Raw genomic sequence first — 15,348 nt, 5'->3', positions numbered from 1 at the left:
AGCCTGCGGGCGTACGCCACCGGGCCTAGGCTGGACGTCATGTTCCGCGACGAGGATCTCGCCCTTCTCGCCCGGCCGCTGCACGCCTTCCTCACCGTGGCGCCCCGGGGCGACCGCTGGCCCGCGCCGCGCCCGGTCTGGTTCGAGGTCACCGACGACGGGGATCTGCAGATGTTCTCGCTGCCGGACGCGCCGAAGCTGGACCGGATCCGGGAGCGGCCCCGGGCCTCCGTGGTCGTGGCGGCGCCGACCGGTGAGCCCGAGCACTGGGTGTCGGTGGAGGGCCCGGTCACGCTGCACGACGACGGCGGCGTGGAGTTGGCGACCCGGCTCGCCGAGCGGTACTACGACATGAGCGATCCGATGCGTCAGAGCCTGGTCGACGAGTGGCACAGCGGGGGAGTGGTGCGCATCGTGCTGCGCCCCGAGCGGGTGAACCGCTTCTCGATGTGACGGTCCGCGCCGCCGAATTCGGTGGCTCGCACTCGGGTCGGTCGGCGACGATCGGCGGATGTCCGTACCCCTGCGTCAGATCCGCGCCCGATACTCGGCCGACACCATCACCGTCTACCAGGCGTACTCGCCGCAGATCGCGGAGCCGGCGGTGGCGGCGGGCCGCTTCGTGGCCCCGTTCAAACGAGAACGGATGACGTGGATCAAGCCGTCGTTCCTGTGGATGATGTACCGCTGTGGCTGGGCCACCAACGAGGGCCAGGAGCGGGTGCTCGCCGTGGACCTGCGCCGGGAGGGTTTCGAGTGGGCGCTGGAGCGGGCCTGTCTGAGTCACTACGTCCCGGAGCTGCACGCCGACCGGGAAACCTGGTCGCGGCAGCTCAAGTCCAGTCCGGTGCGGGTGCAGTGGGATCCGGAACGGTCCCTGCGCCTGGCGGAGCTGCCGTACCGGTCGTTGCAGGTGGGTCTCTCCGGTCCGGCCGTCGCCGGGTACGTCGACGAGTGGGTGGTGGCCATCCGCGATGTCACCGCCGACGTGCGGCAGATCCGGGACCTGGTGCGCAGCGGCGACGACCGGGCGGCCGCCGCCCGGTTGCCGGTCGAGCAGGTGTATCCGCTGCCCGCGCCGATCGCCGCCGTCGTCAACGCCACCGGCTAGCCGGATCCGCTGTTGACTCTCAGGCGGCTTGAGACGCCAGGGTGGTGGCCATGGACGAGTGGTTGTCGATCGGGGATGTGGCCCGGCGTACGGGTCTGAGTGTCAGCGCCATCCGGTTCTATGCCGACGAGGGCATCGTCGCGCCGGCCGGGTACACCGGTGCCGGGTACCGGTGCTACGACGCGCGGGGTGTGGCGGCCCTCGAACTGGTGCGTACGCTGCGGGACCTGGGCGCGGGGCTGGACGAGATCCGTCGGTTGCTGGCCGACGAGATCACGGTGCGGGATCTCGCGGCCGCCCATCTGGCGCTGGTCGAACGGCAGATGGGTCAGTTGCGTACCCGGCGGGCGGTGCTGCGGGCGGTCGTGCGGCAGGACAGCGAGGCCGGGCAGGTGAGTCTCGTGCACCGGTTGGCGTCGATGTCCGACGACGACCGTGAGCAACTCGTGGAGGAGTTCTGGACCGAGGTCACCGCCGGCCTCGACCTGCGGGAGTTCGTCGACTACCTGCGTCCGTGGCGGCCCCGGCTGCCGGAGGACCCCACCGGCGAGCAGCTCGACGCGTGGATCGAGCTGGCCGACATGGTGCGCGACGCCGGGTTCCGGCATGCGGTCCGGCAGCACTTCGGGGAGACCTTCGCCAGCGCGGTCGATCGCGAGCGGGAGGACCCGGCGACGGAGGCGGAGGTCGCGGAACAGGTCGAGATCCTCGCGCAGGCCAGGGCCGCGTCCGAGGCCGGCGTACTGGTCGACTCCCGCGAGGCCCGGCGGTTGGCGACGCGGTGGGTGGCGCTGGCCGCGAGTCGCGGCGGTGAGCAGGATCTGACCGAGGTACGGCGGCAGATCGCCGCCGCCGACCCCGGGCCGCAGGTGAGCCGACATGTCGCGCTGCTCGGCAGGTACCACTCGCTGACCGCCACCATCAACGGCACGCCGCAACCCGTCGGGAACGCCCCGGCGTCGACCTGGTTGCACGCCGCCGTCGCCGCCCTGAGCTGACCGGGCGCTCGGGCCCGGGCAGCGGTCGTCGTGCAGCCTGTCTCCGTGGTCGCCGCGACACCGCCGACACGACCAGCGGCGACGCTTCGCAATCAGCTCCAGGGCAGTCCGACGTAGTTCTCGGCGAGGCTGGTCGCCGCGGCGGGTGAGGAGACGACGTACTCCAACTGCGCGCGCTGCAACTGTTGCCCGAAGGCGTCGTGCTGTGGAAAGCGGTGCAGCATCGACGTCATCCACCAGGAGAAGTGCTGTACCCGCCAGACCCGGTTCAGGCAGGTGGTCGAGTACTCGTCGAGCCCGGTCTCGCTGCCGGTGGCGTACCAGTGCGACAGCGCGGCAGCCAGCACGTGCACGTCGTGGACCGCGAGGTTCAGGCCCTTGGCCCCGGTCGGCGGCACGATGTGCGCGGCGTCCCCCGCGAGGAACAGCCGCCCGTGTCGCATCGGTTCGCACACGAAGCTGCGCATCGGGACGATCGACTTCTCCAGGATCGGTCCCTCGTTGACAGTCCGGCCATCGTGCCCGATCCGGGTGCCGAGTTCGTCCCAGATGCGCTGGTCCGGCCACTCGGCGAGGTCCTCGGTCGGATCGACCTGGAGATAGAGCCGGCTGATCGTCGGTGACCGGAGGCTGGCCAGCGCGAAGCCCCGCTCGTGGTAGGCGTAGATGAGCTCGTCGTCGACGGGCGGAGCGGCGGCAAGGACACCGAGCCAACCGAAGGGGTACTCGCGCTCCAGGAATCGTGCCGACGCGGGCAGCAGACCACGCGTGACTCCGTGGAAGCCGTCGCAACCGGCGACGACGTCGCACTCCATTTCTGTCGACCGCCCTCCGACGGTGAACCGGACCCGCGGTGTCGCGCTCGTCACGTCCAGTACGGTCACGTCGTCGGCCTCGAAGTACATCTGGCCGCCGGTGGCGAGCCGCGCCTCGGTCAGGTCCCGGACGACGTGCTGCTGCCCGTACACGGTGATGGCCCGTCCACCGGTCAGGTCGCTCATCGGGATGCGATGCGAGACGCCGTCGAAGAGCATTGCGATGCCGTGATGCGGCAGGCCCTCGCGGTCGAGCCGGTCGGCCAGCCCGATCTCGCGCAGGAGGTCGACGGTGCTCTGCTCCAGCACGCCGGCGCGGACCCGCTGCTCGACGTACTCGCGGCTGCGGCGCTCCACCACCACCGAGTCGATGCCCTGACGATGCAGCAGGTGGGACAGCAAGAGTCCAGCGGGGCCTGCCCCCACGATCGCGACCTGGGTACGCACCTGTTCTCCCCTTTCCGAAACCGACGTCCTGACATGTCGTCACACCGGGCGTCGGGCCCGGCGCGACCTGGTCCTGCGACAGCGGCCCGGGCTAACCGGTGCCGGCCTCCTCACGCAGCACCCGCGCGGCGACGCCGAACGCCGCGTTCGCGGCCGGTACACCGCAGTAGACGGCGCACTGCAGCAACACCTCCTTGATCTCCTCGGGGGTGAGGCCGTTGCGCAGCGCCGCCCGGACGTGCATCGCCAATTCGCCGAGATGACCGTGGGCGACCAGCGCGGTCAGCGTGATGCAGCTACGGGTACGGCGGTCCAGGCCCGGACGGGTCCAGATCTCACCCCAGGCATACCGGGTGATCAGGTCCTGAAAGTCGGCGGTGAACCCGTCGGTGTCGGCGACGGCCCGGTCCACGTGCGCGTCGCCGAGCACCTCCCGCCGGACTGCCATCCCCTGCACATGGCGTTCCTCCATCACTCCTCCTCCAGAAAGTGTTCGGCCAGCAGGTCGCTCACCCGCACGGGCTGCTCCAGGTTGGCCAGGTGCGCCGCGCGGTCCAGCACCGCCAGCCGTGCTCGGGGCACGGCGTCGGCGATGACGCGGGCGTCGCGGGGCGGGGTGGCCGGGTCGTCCGCACCGGCGACCACCAGAGTGGGAGCGCTGATCGTCGGCAGCAGCGGACGCAGGTCCATCGCGGCGATGGCTTCGCAGCAGGCCGCGTACCCCTCGCTGTCACCAGCGGTCAGGTCCGCGACGAGTGGTGCCACCACCTCGGGATGACGGTCGGCGAAGCCGGCGGTGAACCACCGACCGAGCAGGACGTCGGTCAGGCTCGCGGTGCCGTGCGCCCGGACCTGGGCGGCCCGGGCCAGCCAGGTGTCGGCGGGCGGCAGATGGGCGGCCGTGCAGAGCAGGGCGAGCCGGTCGACCCGCGCCGGGCGGTGCGCGGCCAGCCACATGCCGACCATGCCGCCGAGCGAGAGACCCGCGTAGTGCACGCGGCTCAGGTCGAGGTGGTCGAGCAGGTCGACCACGTCGGCGCCCAGGTCGGCGAGGCCGGTCGGCCCGATGGCGGCGGGCGACCGTCCGTGCCCACGATGGTCGAAGGTCACCACCCGCATCCGCGGGGACAACGCGGCTACCTGGGGACGCCACATCGCTCGGGTGGTGCCGAGCGAGCCGCCCAGGACGAGCACGGGAGCGTCGGCAGGCCCGGTGACCTCATGGGCGAGCGGCACGGTACGCCCCCAACGCGTGGTCGATGAGCTGCCCGGCTGCTGCCGGTACGCCGGGCGGGTCGGTGGCCGCCGTACCGCCGGCCTGTTCGGCCACCGTGGCGCGCATCCGTGCGGCGTCGACCCGCAGCGAGTCGACGGCGGTCCGCGCGTGCCGAGCTGCCGCCGCGGTCAGCCGCAGCAGCGAGGTGACGGCCGGCCACTCGGCCTGCCAGCGTCCGGCGGAGCGTTGCAACTCGACCGGTTGGCTCGCCAGGATGGTGGCGACCATCCCCGGCGCCTGGTGCGCGCAGGCGATGACCAGCGTGCTGAGGGCGGGGTTGCGCTTGTGCGGCATCGCCGAGGAACCACCGGGCGAGCCCTCGGTCACCTCGGCCACCTCGTTCTGCGCGAGCAGGACGACGGCGGTGGCGATGGTGGCGAGCGCCCCGCAGACCGCGCCCAGCGCCGTACCGAGGTCGACCACGGGGCCGCGTCGGGTGTGCCACGGCAGGGCCGGTACCGGCAGCTCCAGGATCTCGCCGAGCGCGGTGGCCATCCGGGGGCCGTCCGCACCGAGCGCGTCGTGGGCACCGACCGCACCGCCGTATTGCAGGGGCAGCCGGTCGTGTGCCCGGGCGAGGCCGCTCGCGGCCTCCGTCACCCCGGCCAGCCAGCCCGCGCAGACCAGGCCGAAGCTGGTCGGCACGGCCTGTTGGAGCAGCGTTCGCCCGATCTGGACGGTGTCCCGGTGGTGGTCGGCGAGTGCGGCGAGCCGGTCACCCAGCGCCCACAGGTCGTCGAGGAGCGGACCGAGGCAGCGGCGGGAGACCAGCACCAAGGTGGTGTCCATGACGTCCTGGCTGGTCGCGCCGAGGTGCACCAGAGGGCGAGTGGGTTCCGGCACCCGGGCCCGTAACTGCGCCACCAGGGGTACGACCGGCGAGGCCGAGGCGACCGCCAGCCGGCTCAGGTCGGCGACGTCGTACCGTTCCGGTTGGCAGGCGGCGGTGATCTCGGCGGCGCGATCGGGTGGTATCAGCCCGACGGCCGCCCCGGCCAGCGCCAGGGCCGCCTCGACGCGGAGCATCTCCCGCAGCCACGCCTGGGAGTCGGTGGCCGAGACCGCGTCCGGCGTGGAGAACAGGGCGTCAAACATCGAAGAACACGGTCTCGGGCTCGCCCCGGAGCCGGATGTCGAAGACGTATCCGTCAGCGGCGGTGGCCGCGATCAGGGTGGCCCGGCGGGCCGGGTCGGGCAGTGCGGCGAGCACCGGATCGGTGGCGTTGGACGGCTCGTCGGGGAAGTACAAACGGGTGACGAGACGGTCGAGCAGACCCCGGCCGAAGATGGAGACGTTGATGTGTGGCGCCTCGGTGCCACCGTCCGGAGTCGGCAGCGGCCCCGGCTTGACCGTACGGATCCGGTAGACGCCGTTCTCGTCGGTGGGGCAGCGGCCGAACCCTCGGAAGCCGTACACCGGACCGCGCGGATCGTCCGGATGCGCGAACCTGCCGTCGGAGTCCGCCTGCCACGTCTCGACCAGGGCGTCCGGCACCGGCGCGCCGTCACCGTCGACGATCCGTCCGCTGATCACGATCGCTTCGGCCGCCGTTGCCGGCACCACGTCCGGCCCGTCGGGCCAGGGCAGACCGATGTGCAGGAACGGACCGACGGTCTGCGACGCGGTCAGCTCAGTCCTCATGCGGTTCCTCCATCGGGGTCGCCGAGCGGCCACGCAGCACGACGTCGAACTCGTACGCGAGAGCCCAGTGCGGCACGGTGGCGTCCAGGTCGAACCGGCATATCAACCGCTGCCGCGCCTGCTCGTCGGGGATCGAGTTGACGATCGGGTCGAGCGGGATGAGCGGGTCGTCCGGGAAGTACATCTGGGTGACGAGCCGCTGGGTGAACGCCCGGCCGAACAGCGAGAGATGGATGTGCGCCGGCCGCCACGCGTTGTGGTGGTTGCCCCAGGGGTAGGCACCTGGCCGGATAGTGACGAAACGGTAGTGGCCCGCCTCGTCGGTGAGTGTCCGCCCCACTCCGGTGAAGTGCGGATCCAGCGGCGCCGCCCAGTTGTCCCGGGCGTGGCGGTAGCGCCCGGCCGCGTTCGCCTGCCAGATCTCCACGAGCGTGTGCGGCACCGGACGGCCGTCGCCGTCGAGCACCCGGCCCTGCACGATGATCCGCTGACCCTGCGGCTCTCCTCCGGCGGCGAGGGTGAGATCGGCGTCGGCCTCGCTCACCCGTCCCTCGCCCAGCAACGGGCCGGTCACCTCGGTCAGGTGGTGCGGGAGCGGCACCAGTGGCTGGGTCGGTGCCCGCAACAGGGTGGAGCCGTAACCGGGACTGGCCAGCGGTGGGTGCAGACCGCGGGGACGCTCGTAGGAGGGCAGATCCAAAGAACTCATCAGCCGATTCCTTCCAGGACGACGGCAAGACCCTGACCGACACCGACACGGATGGCTGCTGGTGCTTTATCCGCACGATCGTTCTCAAAGGGAACGTACGAGCCTTCTCATGTTTGGTCAATGACTGACGCTCTTCGGCGTCGGTGCATCGCCCTGCTGGCGTGCTCACTACCCGGCATACAGGTTTGACGGTCGCTGTCGACGAGTCGTACGGTAGGCGCAGAGCGAACCAATGTTCATATAGCGCACAGGGGGCGTGAGTGGGGGAGATCGCGAGTCTGCGTGATGCTGTCGCGGCCTTGGTCCACGACGGCGACGTCGTGGCGTTGGAAGGGTTCACCCATCTCATCCCGGTGGCCGCCGGTCACGAGATCATCCGCCAGCGCCGCCGCGACCTCACCCTGGTGCGGATGACGCCGGACATCGTCTACGACCAGATGATCGGCGCCGGCTGTGCCCGCAAGCTGATCTTCTCCTGGGCGGGAAACCCCGGGGTGGGATCGCTGCACCGGTTCCGCGACGCGGTGCAGAGCGGCTGGCCTGCACCGTTGGAGATCGAGGAGCACAGCCACGCCGGCATGGCGAATCGCTACGTGGCCGGGGCGTCCGGGCTTCCGTTCGCGGTGCTGCGGGGCTACTCGGGCACCGATCTCGTCGGACTCACCGATACGATCAAGCCGATCACCTGCCCGTTCACCGGGGAGACCCTGACCGCGGTGCCGGCGCTGAACCCGGACATCGGCATCGTGCACGCGCAACGGGCGGACCGCTCCGGCAATGTCCAGTTCTGGGGCATCACCGGAGTGCACAAGGAGGTTGTCCTCGCCTCCACCCGCGCACTGGTCACCGTGGAGAAGATCGTCGACCGGCTCGAGGACCGCCCGGGCGCAGTCGTCCTCCCGCACTGGGCGGTCACCATGGTGGCCGAGGTGCCGGGTGGTGCACACCCCTCCTACGCCCACGGCCACAGCGACCGGGACAACGACTTCTACGTCGCCTGGGACGCCGTCAGCCGCAACCGCGAGACCTTCCAAAGTTGGCTCGACGACACCATGTACGGGACGACCAGCATGGACGGAGGTCTGCCGAGATGACCCTGGAAGCTGCCGCACAGCCCTCGTCGACGCCCCTCGCCTGGACCGGCGAGGAGATGATGATCGTCGCCGCGGCCCGGGCGCTTCACGACGGCGCCCGCTGCTTCGTCGGCATCGGCCGCCCCAGCGTCGCGGCCAACCTGGCACGCCGCGTGCACGCCCCCCACCTGGTGTTGGTCTACGAGTCCGGCGCCATCGGTGCGAAGCCCACCCACCTGCCGCTGTCGATCGGCGACGGCGTGCTGGCCGAGACCGCGGACACGGTGGTCTCGGTGCCGGAGATGTTCAACTACTGGCTCCAGCCCGGCCGCATCGACGTCGGTTTCCTCGGTGCGGCCCAGATCGACCGGTACGGCAACATCAACACGACGGTGATCGGCACCGACTACCACCGCCCGAAGGTGCGACTGCCGGGCGCCGGCGGCGCGCCCGAGATCGCTGCCTCGTGCCGCGAGGTGTTCGTCGTCGCGCGCCACCACCGGCGTGCCTTCGTCGAACGCGTCGACTTCGTCACCTCGGTCGGGCACGGTCGGGGGCCCGGTGACCGGGAGCGGCTCAACCTGCGCGGGCGCGGACCCGTACGCGTGATCACCGACCTCGGTGTGCTGGAACCCGATCCGGTCACCCGCGAGCTGACCCTCACTCAACTGCACCAGGGGGTCGCCGTCGAGCAGGTACGCGCCGAGACGGGGTGGGAGCTGCGCGTGGCCGACTCCCTGGAGACCGTGCCGACGCCGACGCCGGTCGAACTCGCGACGCTGCGCGCACTGCAGACGACGGCCGGACCGGGTGCCGACCGGGGCTGACCGTGGGGCGGCGTACGCGACCATCGGGTGCGGCGGTTGACCGGCACACCCCCGGCTACGCTGATCCGGATCAGCAGGACTGCATGGAAGGCCATCGATGACCGACTCCGCCCGCGAGCCGCACTTCGTGCAGTCCCTGGAACGTGGGCTGGCAGTCATCCGCGCCTTCGACGCCGCACATCCCGAGTTGACGCTGAGCGAGGTGGCCCGGGCCTGCGACCTCACCCGGGCCGCCGCCCGACGCTTCCTGCTCACCCTCACCGATCTCGGCTACGTCCAGAGCGACGGCCGGATGTTCCGGCTCAGTCCCCAGATCCTGGAACTGGGTTACGCGTACCTGTCCAGCATCGGCCTGCCGGAGATCGCGCAACCACACCTGCAACGGCTGGTCCAGGAGGTACACGAGTCCTCCTCCGTCTGCGTGCTCGACGGCGACGCCGTCGTCTACGTCGCCCGGGTGCCGACCAGCCGGATCATGACGGTGTCGATCACCGTCGGCACCCGCTTCCCGGCCTACCTGACCTCGGTCGGCCGAGTCCTGCTGGCCCACCTGCCAGAACAGGAACTCGAACTGCACCTCAAGCGTGTCCCCTTCGAGCGGCCCACCTCCCGCACCATCGCCTCCGCCACCATGCTCCGCAACGAGCTGACCCGGATTCGCGACCAGGGATACGCCATCGTCGACCAGGAGCTGGAAGAGGGATTGCGCTCGGTGGCCGCACCGATCCGGGACCGCAACGGGAGCGTGGTCGCAGCGGTCAACATCCCGGCACACGCCAGCCGCAACTCCATCGAGTCGATCCGACGCGACCTGATACCGCCGCTGGTGGCCGCCGCGTCCCGCATCGAGGCCGACCTCCGCCTGCTACCACCGCAGGCCGGCACCGCTCGCGGCTGAGTCGGCGGCGGTAGGCGTCAGGTCAGGATCTCGACGTAGCCGTCGGTGCCGTGCACCCGGATCCGCTGCCCGTCCCGGATCAGCCGGGTGGCCCCCTCGACGCTGACCACGGCCGGCAGGCCGTACTCGCGGGCGATCACCGCGCCGTGGGTCATCAGACCGCCCACCTCCGTCACCAGGCCCGCGACGCCGAGGAACAGCGGCGACCAACTGGGATCGGTGTAGGCGGTGACCAGGATGTCGCCCGGTGCGAGGTCGGCCTGCCCGAGGTCCAGGACGACCCGGGCGCGCCCCTCGACGGTCCCGGTGGAGACCGGCAGGCCGACCAGGGCGCCGGCCGGCACGTCATCGCGCCGGTACGCCCCGCTCAGGGCCTCACCGTCGGAGGTGAGCACCCGGGGCGGAGTGAGCGCGTGGTACGACCGGAACGCCTCCCTGCGCTGCCGGATCAGCCCGGCGTCCACCCGGCGCGTCCGTGCCACCTCGTGGAACTCCCCGAACGTGAGGAAGAAGACGTCCTCCGCCTCGGCGAGCACCCCGGCCCGCACCAGGCCTTCGGCCTCGCCCAGCAGGGCCTGCTTGTAGACGAGGTAGCGGCTGACGATGTCGTACTTCGGGTACTCCCGGTACCCCACGAAGGTGCGGACCCGGTCGATCATCCGCTTGGTCTCGGCGGCCTTGGCCTCCCCGTCGGGCAGGGCCAGCAACCGGGACAGGATCTCCTGCTCCTTCTGCCGCGCCTGCTGCCGCCCGTTCGCCACGCGTCGCCCGGCCTCGCCCGCAGCGAAGTTGCGGACGTTGTCCAACAGCACCGGCAGCAGGGTGCTCGGACGCTCACGCCACCGTGGCCGGGTGATGTCGATCTCGCCGACGCCCCGCATCCCGTACCGCTCCAGGTACGCCTCGATCGCGGAGCGGGCCTCGCCGCCGCCCTCGACCTCGGGCAGCCCGTCCAGGAAGCCGTCGCCGTCGACACCCTCCAGGAAGGCCACCACCTGCGGGTACGGGCGGATCACGTCCGCGACGTCGAGCAGCGCCAGGCCCATCTCCGAGGTGACGTTGTCGGGTACGGACAGCGTGAGCGTGTCGGCGGCGTTCTTCTCACCCAGCCACTCCCACAACCGGTCGTTGAGCCACCAGGTGGCCTCCATCCCCGCCATGATCGCCTGCCCGCTCAACGGGTCGGCGAGGACACGCTTGTGCTCCTCGAAGGCCGCCAGCAGGAAGTCGAACAGCTCGGGCCCGGTCTTCGTCGCGATGTCCCGCCGCAGCGCCGCGATCGACGCCTGGCTGCGCCCGACCAGCTCGGCGACGACGGCCGGGTCGGTCGGGATCGGGGCGGGCGCTGCGCCGGACGGTGGCGCGGCGACAGCGGCGTCCGGCGGCGTCGGGACGAAGTCGCCCCGGTCCAGGACGGTCTGCAACGCGTCCCGGGTCAACGGGTCGGACCTGCCGATCATGTCCAGGAACGCGGCGCGGCCCGGGCCGGCCAACAACCGGATCGCGTCGACGAACAGCCGGCCACCGGCCTCGATCATCGGGGCCATGGCCGTGCGCTGCCACACCGAGATGCCCAACGGCTTCATCGGGTCGGTCATCATCTGCTGGTGCCCCACCGAGACGTAGACGTGGTTACCGCTGTCGTCGCGGTCGGGAACGGGGAACAACGTGGTGATCGGTCGGCTCTGCACGACGTGCAACCGGTCGTCGGTCAGGCACCACTCGATGTCCTGCGGCCGACCGAAGTGCGCCTCGATCCGTCGCCCGAGCCGCACCAGCGCCACGACCTGGGGGTCCGTCAGCGCCGGCTGCGCGCGCCGTGCCGCGTCGACCGTCACCTGCGCGGTCCCGCCGGTCGGTAGGGCCTGCACGGCGAACTGCTTCGCGGCGACCGACCTGCCGACGACCTCGCCGGCGCGTACCCGGTAGACGTCCGGGGTCACCAGCCCGGCGACCAGGGCCTCACCGAGACCGAAGCCGGCGTCCACCGTGGCGACGGTCCGGTCGCCGCTGACCGGGTCGGCGGTGAACAGGACGCCGGACGCCTGCGGGAAGACCATCTGCTGCACCACCACCGCCATCCGCACCGACCGGTGGTCGATGCCGTTGCGTCGGCGGTAGGCCACGGCCCGCTCGGTGAACAGCGACGCCCAACAGCGCCGGACGTGCGCCAGGACCGCCGACGGACCCACCACGTTCAGGTACGTGTCCTGCTGTCCGGCGAACGACGCCGACGGCAGGTCCTCGGCCGTCGCGCTGGACCGCACCGCGTAGGCGGTCTGCTCCCCGTACCACGCCAGGGCGCCGGTGATCGCGGCCGTGACCTCGCCCGGGACGCTGACCCCCTCGATGATCCGGCGGATCCGCGCGCTGTGTGTGCCGATCACCTCCCGGTCGTCCGCCGCCGGGCCCGCCAGATCGTCGAGCAGCGTGCCGAGCGGTGCGTCCGCCATGATCCGCTGGAAGGCGTCCGTGGTCACGCAGAACCCGGCCGGCACCCAGACGCCGTCGATGCGGGACAGCTCACCCAGGTGCGCGCCCTTCCCACCGACCATCGCGATCTGCGTCGCGTCCACCTCCTGAAGATCCACCACGTACTGCTCGGTCATCGCGACACCTCCGACACCGTCGGGCACCCCGGCCCGACCTCCCCGTGACTGCCGTCAGTCGACATCAACACCCGCATGTCTGCCCCCGTTTCCGCAGCTTGCGGGCTCGGCCGGCCGATTCTGCGGCATACCCGGGGCCTTGCCGCAAGCCCCCCGGTGCGCTATATCTTTAAGAAGGGCAGGGAGAGATCTCCTTGCCCTTCGTCGTCGGCGGGGCCGGGTGAGGGGCACCGGACTCACCGCAGCCGGGTACGCAACCCGCGCACCGCGAGGCGCGCCTCCAGGGACCGGTCCGGATCAGGTCGAGCCCGGTGAGAAGTACCCGCAGTGTGTCGGCGCTTATCGCAGGTTCCTCTCGCGGACGGCGGTGAGCAGACGGTCCACGGAAGCCCGGTCGGGCTGCTCCGGCAGCGCGGTGGCGACGGCCGCGTCGGCGAGGGCCGCCTGCAGATCGGCGGCCCAGGCGGTGACCGACTCCCAGGCGAGATCCCCGCGCCGCACCGCGAGGAGGTCCTCGCGCAGATGCCGCACATCGACCAGGACCTCACCGGTACGCAGGACGTGCGCCCCGGCGACCAGTAGCCGGATCATGTGCATCGCCTGCTTGTGGTTCGTCTGGCCGGTCCGCTCCCGCCGTGCCGTTACCCGGTCGAGCTGGTCCCGGGCATAGTTGCCGTAGGTCTGGGCCACCCGCCGCGACAGGAACGCCCGCCGCGTCGCCAGCAACGCCTCCCCGTCGACCGTGATCGCCTCGATCAGCGGGGACCAGAGCACCTCCAACACCGTCGGATTGCCCTGCAGGGCCAGGACGCAGAACCGCTCGATCTCCCAGGAGAACTGCTCCTCGGCCGGTCCGTCCAGGTGGGTGGGCGGCTTGTCCAGCTGCCAGAACGCACGGGTGGGTGCCACGAACACCCCACGCCGGTCATGGTCGGAGTCCGGGCCGTGCAGCCCGTACGCCCGCGACCCGACCACGACCGCGAGGGCGGTGTGCCGTGCGACAAGATCGATCACGACGGCAGGCTACCCATGAACTATGCTCCGGTGAGCGTCGCGTGCCGGTGGCAGACCGTGTCAGGCATGGAGGCGCCCTACCGAGGGAGGCCGACGGTGTTCACGTCGCATCCTTCGTCTTCGCGTGACTGAGCGCGAGACGACCAGGCTCGTCGCCTGGAGCTACGAGCTTCGCCAGGTCCACAACCGCCTCCGTGAGGCGCTCGACCTCGTCCGCACCGCGGTCGCCGACGGGACATCCGGCGAGGCGGCCACCCGTGACCTGCTGCTGTACTGCCACGGGTTCTGCGCTGCCCTCGACGGACACCATCGGGGCGAGGACGCCACCCTGTTTCCGGCGATCGAGGCGGCCCACCCGGAGCTGGCGCCCGTGCTGCGCTATCTCCGCCAGGATCATTCGATGATCGCGCACCTGCTCGGCGGCCTGCAGGCCGCCATCGACCGGGCCGCGCCGGTCGCCGAGCTTGATCGTCACCTGGAGGGTGTCTCCGCGATCATGGAGAGCCATTTCCGGTACGAGGAGCGACAGTTGCTCCAGGTGCTCGAAACACTCTCCCTGGACGCCTCACCCGACGAGGTCCTGGGTCCCCTCTGAGCCCACGTCGCCGCGGCACCGGGCATCCGGGTGGAAATCCCGTCGCCGTTCGGTGGCCGCTGCGACGACAATGCTCGACGCGAGGAGCGGACGGTGAGCGACGGGGAGGCTGTGGGGCGTGGGCCGACGGTTGGACGGACACCCCTGGCGGGTGCTGGTCAGTACGGTCCGGCTCGGGCACCAGCAGTACCGCGTCGTGCGCCCGGTGAGGCTGCCGGGATCCGCCGGCCTCTACGAAGGTTGTCTCGGCGCCCAGTTCTGCCTCGACGCGCCCACCGCGACGATGTTCGCCCTGGCCTGGGGACTGGCCGCCCGGTCGCCGCACACGATCGTCTATCTTCCGCTGCGTCGCGCCGGCGCGCGTCACGACTGCGGGTGGGGACGTCCGCTCGACCTCGTGCTGGTGCACCACCGGCTCGCGTTCCCGCCGTCACGCTGGAAACAGGTCCGGTCCCGGCTGGGTCCGGGACGACCGCACACCGTGGAACTGCCCGGCGGTGCGTGGCCCGTGCTGTCGGACACCGAGCACGAGCGGAGCTCGCATCGGGAGTTCCGTGACCATCTGCGGTGGGACGTGGCCGCCGAGACGTTGGTGCTCACCGGCAGCCGGCCGGCGTACGAGCGGGCAGCCGAGCAGGTACGCGCCCTGGCCGAGGAGTGCCCGGCACATCGCGCCCGCGTACCCGGGACGCACTGCTGTGCCGAGATCGTCGTGGGCAGACCCTGGCGGTTCCGGGACCGACGTCGGCCCTACGCCGACCTGCACGCCGAGTATTGCGGGTAGCCTGGCTCAGCGCCGGGGCGCGTCCTCCTGAAGCAGCCCACGGGCGGCCATGAAGGCTCGCAACGTCTCGGCGTCCCCGGCGGACATCAGCCGGCGGGGGATCACCGTCGCCGGCATCCGGTCGACGTACACGACCCAGAACTCGGAGGTGTCCTTCACCCGGGAGACACCCTCCCAGGCGATGCCACCGGACTCCGAGCCGCTGCGCATCATGATGTTCTCGTCGGTGATGTCGTAACTGCCGTCCACTGCATAGCCGCCGGAGCGGCGTCGGGCCCGCCACTGCACCCACGGCCAGTACAGCATCGCCAGCAGGCCACCGATGGCCATCGCCATCCAGAGCGGCGTGATCTGCTCGCCCCACGACGACCCCCGCGTGACCACCAGACCGATCACGCCGACCGTCAGCAGCACCGCGCCGACCGAGGCGTACCTGCGCAGTTGGTCACGGCTCATCGCGGCGGCCACGCGGCCGGGGTAGGCGGGATCGGCGGGGATCTCGAAACGGATGTGCACGCCGCAACGATAGTGCGCCCGGCCGTCAGCCACC

17 protein-coding genes are annotated in these 15,348 nt (G+C 71.2%); 8 read left to right on the top strand and 9 right to left on the bottom strand.

The genetic code is table 11. The annotated features are described in order from the left end of the window. Positions 1-39: 39 nt before the first annotated feature. The 3 genes from ACZ31C_RS13845 to ACZ31C_RS13835 are packed head-to-tail and all read left to right on the top strand — an operon-like array spanning position 40 to position 2,109. Positions 40-453, top strand: coding sequence for a pyridoxamine 5'-phosphate oxidase family protein (locus ACZ31C_RS13845; protein WP_465795575.1), 414 nt, complete (start codon positions 40-42; stop codon positions 451-453). Between the two features lie 58 nt (positions 454-511). After that, entirely contained in the window at positions 512-1,111 is a 600-nt protein-coding gene (locus ACZ31C_RS13840; protein WP_465795574.1) for a DUF4291 domain-containing protein, read from the top strand. Between the two features lie 50 nt (positions 1,112-1,161). Beyond that, the gene (locus tag ACZ31C_RS13835; protein ID WP_465795573.1) at positions 1,162-2,109 is read left to right on the top strand and encodes a helix-turn-helix domain-containing protein; all 948 of its coding nucleotides are present in this window, start codon (positions 1,162-1,164) and stop codon (positions 2,107-2,109) included. Between the two features lie 92 nt (positions 2,110-2,201). Here ACZ31C_RS13835 and pobA read toward each other — a convergent pair whose 3' ends face one another. The 6 genes from pobA to pcaH form a co-directional block, all read right to left on the bottom strand. Then, positions 2,202-3,371 carry a 4-hydroxybenzoate 3-monooxygenase gene (gene pobA, locus ACZ31C_RS13830; protein WP_465795572.1) on the bottom strand — a complete coding sequence of 390 codons (1,170 nt, stop codon included), beginning with the start codon at positions 3,369-3,371 and terminating at the stop codon, positions 2,202-2,204. 91 nt (positions 3,372-3,462) lie between these two features. Then, complete coding sequence (gene pcaC, locus ACZ31C_RS13825) at positions 3,463-3,843, bottom strand: 4-carboxymuconolactone decarboxylase (RefSeq protein WP_396749620.1); 381 nt, start codon at positions 3,841-3,843, stop codon at positions 3,463-3,465. After that, a complete protein-coding gene (gene pcaD / locus ACZ31C_RS13820) occupies positions 3,843-4,607 on the bottom strand; it encodes a 3-oxoadipate enol-lactonase (protein ID WP_465795571.1) in 765 nt (254 codons plus the stop codon). The genes pcaC and pcaD overlap by 1 nt, the downstream gene beginning before the upstream one ends. Then, positions 4,591-5,742 (bottom strand): lyase family protein, encoded by a 1,152-nt coding sequence (locus ACZ31C_RS13815; RefSeq protein WP_465795570.1) that lies wholly within the window; start codon positions 5,740-5,742, stop codon positions 4,591-4,593. Before ACZ31C_RS13815 ends, pcaD begins: the two co-directional genes overlap by 17 nt. Continuing rightward, the gene (pcaG, locus tag ACZ31C_RS13810; RefSeq protein WP_465795569.1) at positions 5,735-6,289 is read right to left on the bottom strand and encodes a protocatechuate 3,4-dioxygenase subunit alpha; all 555 of its coding nucleotides are present in this window, start codon (positions 6,287-6,289) and stop codon (positions 5,735-5,737) included. Before pcaG ends, ACZ31C_RS13815 begins: the two co-directional genes overlap by 8 nt. Then, positions 6,279-6,998, bottom strand: a complete 720-nt coding sequence (gene pcaH / locus ACZ31C_RS13805; RefSeq protein ID WP_465795568.1) for a protocatechuate 3,4-dioxygenase subunit beta — start codon at positions 6,996-6,998, stop codon at positions 6,279-6,281. The genes pcaG and pcaH overlap by 11 nt, the downstream gene beginning before the upstream one ends. A gap of 260 nt (positions 6,999-7,258) precedes the next feature. Here pcaH and ACZ31C_RS13800 point away from each other — a divergent pair, with 260 nt between their 5' ends. From ACZ31C_RS13800 to ACZ31C_RS13790, 3 genes are all read left to right on the top strand, one after another. Next, positions 7,259-8,092 carry a CoA transferase subunit A gene (locus ACZ31C_RS13800; protein ID WP_465795567.1) on the top strand — a complete coding sequence of 278 codons (834 nt, stop codon included), beginning with the start codon at positions 7,259-7,261 and terminating at the stop codon, positions 8,090-8,092. Next, on the top strand, positions 8,089-8,898 hold the full coding sequence (locus tag ACZ31C_RS13795) for a CoA-transferase subunit beta (protein WP_465795566.1): 810 nt from the start codon (positions 8,089-8,091) through the stop codon (positions 8,896-8,898). The genes ACZ31C_RS13800 and ACZ31C_RS13795 overlap by 4 nt, the downstream gene beginning before the upstream one ends. A gap of 97 nt (positions 8,899-8,995) precedes the next feature. Further along, positions 8,996-9,796: an IclR family transcriptional regulator domain-containing protein gene (locus tag ACZ31C_RS13790; RefSeq protein ID WP_449948811.1), complete on the top strand. Its 801-nt coding sequence runs from the start codon at positions 8,996-8,998 to the stop codon at positions 9,794-9,796. 17 nt (positions 9,797-9,813) lie between these two features. Here ACZ31C_RS13790 and rph read toward each other — a convergent pair whose 3' ends face one another. Together rph and ACZ31C_RS13780 are read right to left on the bottom strand one after the other, a co-directional pair. Further along, positions 9,814-12,405 carry a rifamycin-inactivating phosphotransferase gene (gene rph, locus ACZ31C_RS13785; protein ID WP_465795565.1) on the bottom strand — a complete coding sequence of 864 codons (2,592 nt, stop codon included), beginning with the start codon at positions 12,403-12,405 and terminating at the stop codon, positions 9,814-9,816. 339 nt (positions 12,406-12,744) lie between these two features. Continuing rightward, positions 12,745-13,419: a nucleotidyltransferase domain-containing protein gene (locus tag ACZ31C_RS13780; protein ID WP_465795564.1), complete on the bottom strand. Its 675-nt coding sequence runs from the start codon at positions 13,417-13,419 to the stop codon at positions 12,745-12,747. A 124-nt stretch (positions 13,420-13,543) separates the two neighbouring features. Here ACZ31C_RS13780 and ACZ31C_RS13775 point away from each other — a divergent pair, with 124 nt between their 5' ends. Further along, complete coding sequence (locus ACZ31C_RS13775) at positions 13,544-14,014, top strand: hemerythrin domain-containing protein (protein ID WP_465795563.1); 471 nt, start codon at positions 13,544-13,546, stop codon at positions 14,012-14,014. Between the two features lie 118 nt (positions 14,015-14,132). Continuing rightward, positions 14,133-14,798 carry a hypothetical protein gene (locus tag ACZ31C_RS13770; protein WP_465795562.1) on the top strand — a complete coding sequence of 222 codons (666 nt, stop codon included), beginning with the start codon at positions 14,133-14,135 and terminating at the stop codon, positions 14,796-14,798. Between the two features lie 6 nt (positions 14,799-14,804). Here ACZ31C_RS13770 and ACZ31C_RS13765 read toward each other — a convergent pair whose 3' ends face one another. Next, positions 14,805-15,314 (bottom strand): YcxB family protein, encoded by a 510-nt coding sequence (locus ACZ31C_RS13765; RefSeq protein WP_465795561.1) that lies wholly within the window; start codon positions 15,312-15,314, stop codon positions 14,805-14,807. Positions 15,315-15,348 lie beyond the last annotated feature (34 nt).

The organism is Micromonospora sp. NPDC023869, from assembly GCF_055559695.1.
This window is presented reverse-complemented; position numbering and strand designations above follow the sequence as displayed.

Bases quoted from the DNA above. Each gene is read 5' to 3' on its own strand.
- ACZ31C_RS13815 (WP_465795570.1), bottom strand. From the start codon at position 5,742: ATGTTTGACGCCCTGTTCTCCACGCCGGACGCGGTCTCGGCCACCGAC.
- ACZ31C_RS13790 (WP_449948811.1), top strand. From the start codon at position 8,996: ATGACCGACTCCGCCCGCGAGCCGCACTTCGTGCAGTCCCTGGAACGT.
- ACZ31C_RS13840 (WP_465795574.1), top strand. From the start codon at position 512: ATGTCCGTACCCCTGCGTCAGATCCGCGCCCGATACTCGGCCGACACC.
- pcaG (WP_465795569.1), bottom strand. From the start codon at position 6,289: ATGAGGACTGAGCTGACCGCGTCGCAGACCGTCGGTCCGTTCCTGCAC.
- pcaH (WP_465795568.1), bottom strand. From the start codon at position 6,998: ATGAGTTCTTTGGATCTGCCCTCCTACGAGCGTCCCCGCGGTCTGCAC.
- ACZ31C_RS13845 (WP_465795575.1), top strand. From the start codon at position 40: ATGTTCCGCGACGAGGATCTCGCCCTTCTCGCCCGGCCGCTGCACGCC.
- pcaC (WP_396749620.1), bottom strand. From the start codon at position 3,843: ATGGAGGAACGCCATGTGCAGGGGATGGCAGTCCGGCGGGAGGTGCTC.
- ACZ31C_RS13795 (WP_465795566.1), top strand. From the start codon at position 8,089: ATGACCCTGGAAGCTGCCGCACAGCCCTCGTCGACGCCCCTCGCCTGG.
- ACZ31C_RS13835 (WP_465795573.1), top strand. From the start codon at position 1,162: ATGGACGAGTGGTTGTCGATCGGGGATGTGGCCCGGCGTACGGGTCTG.
- rph (WP_465795565.1), bottom strand. From the start codon at position 12,405: ATGACCGAGCAGTACGTGGTGGATCTTCAGGAGGTGGACGCGACGCAG.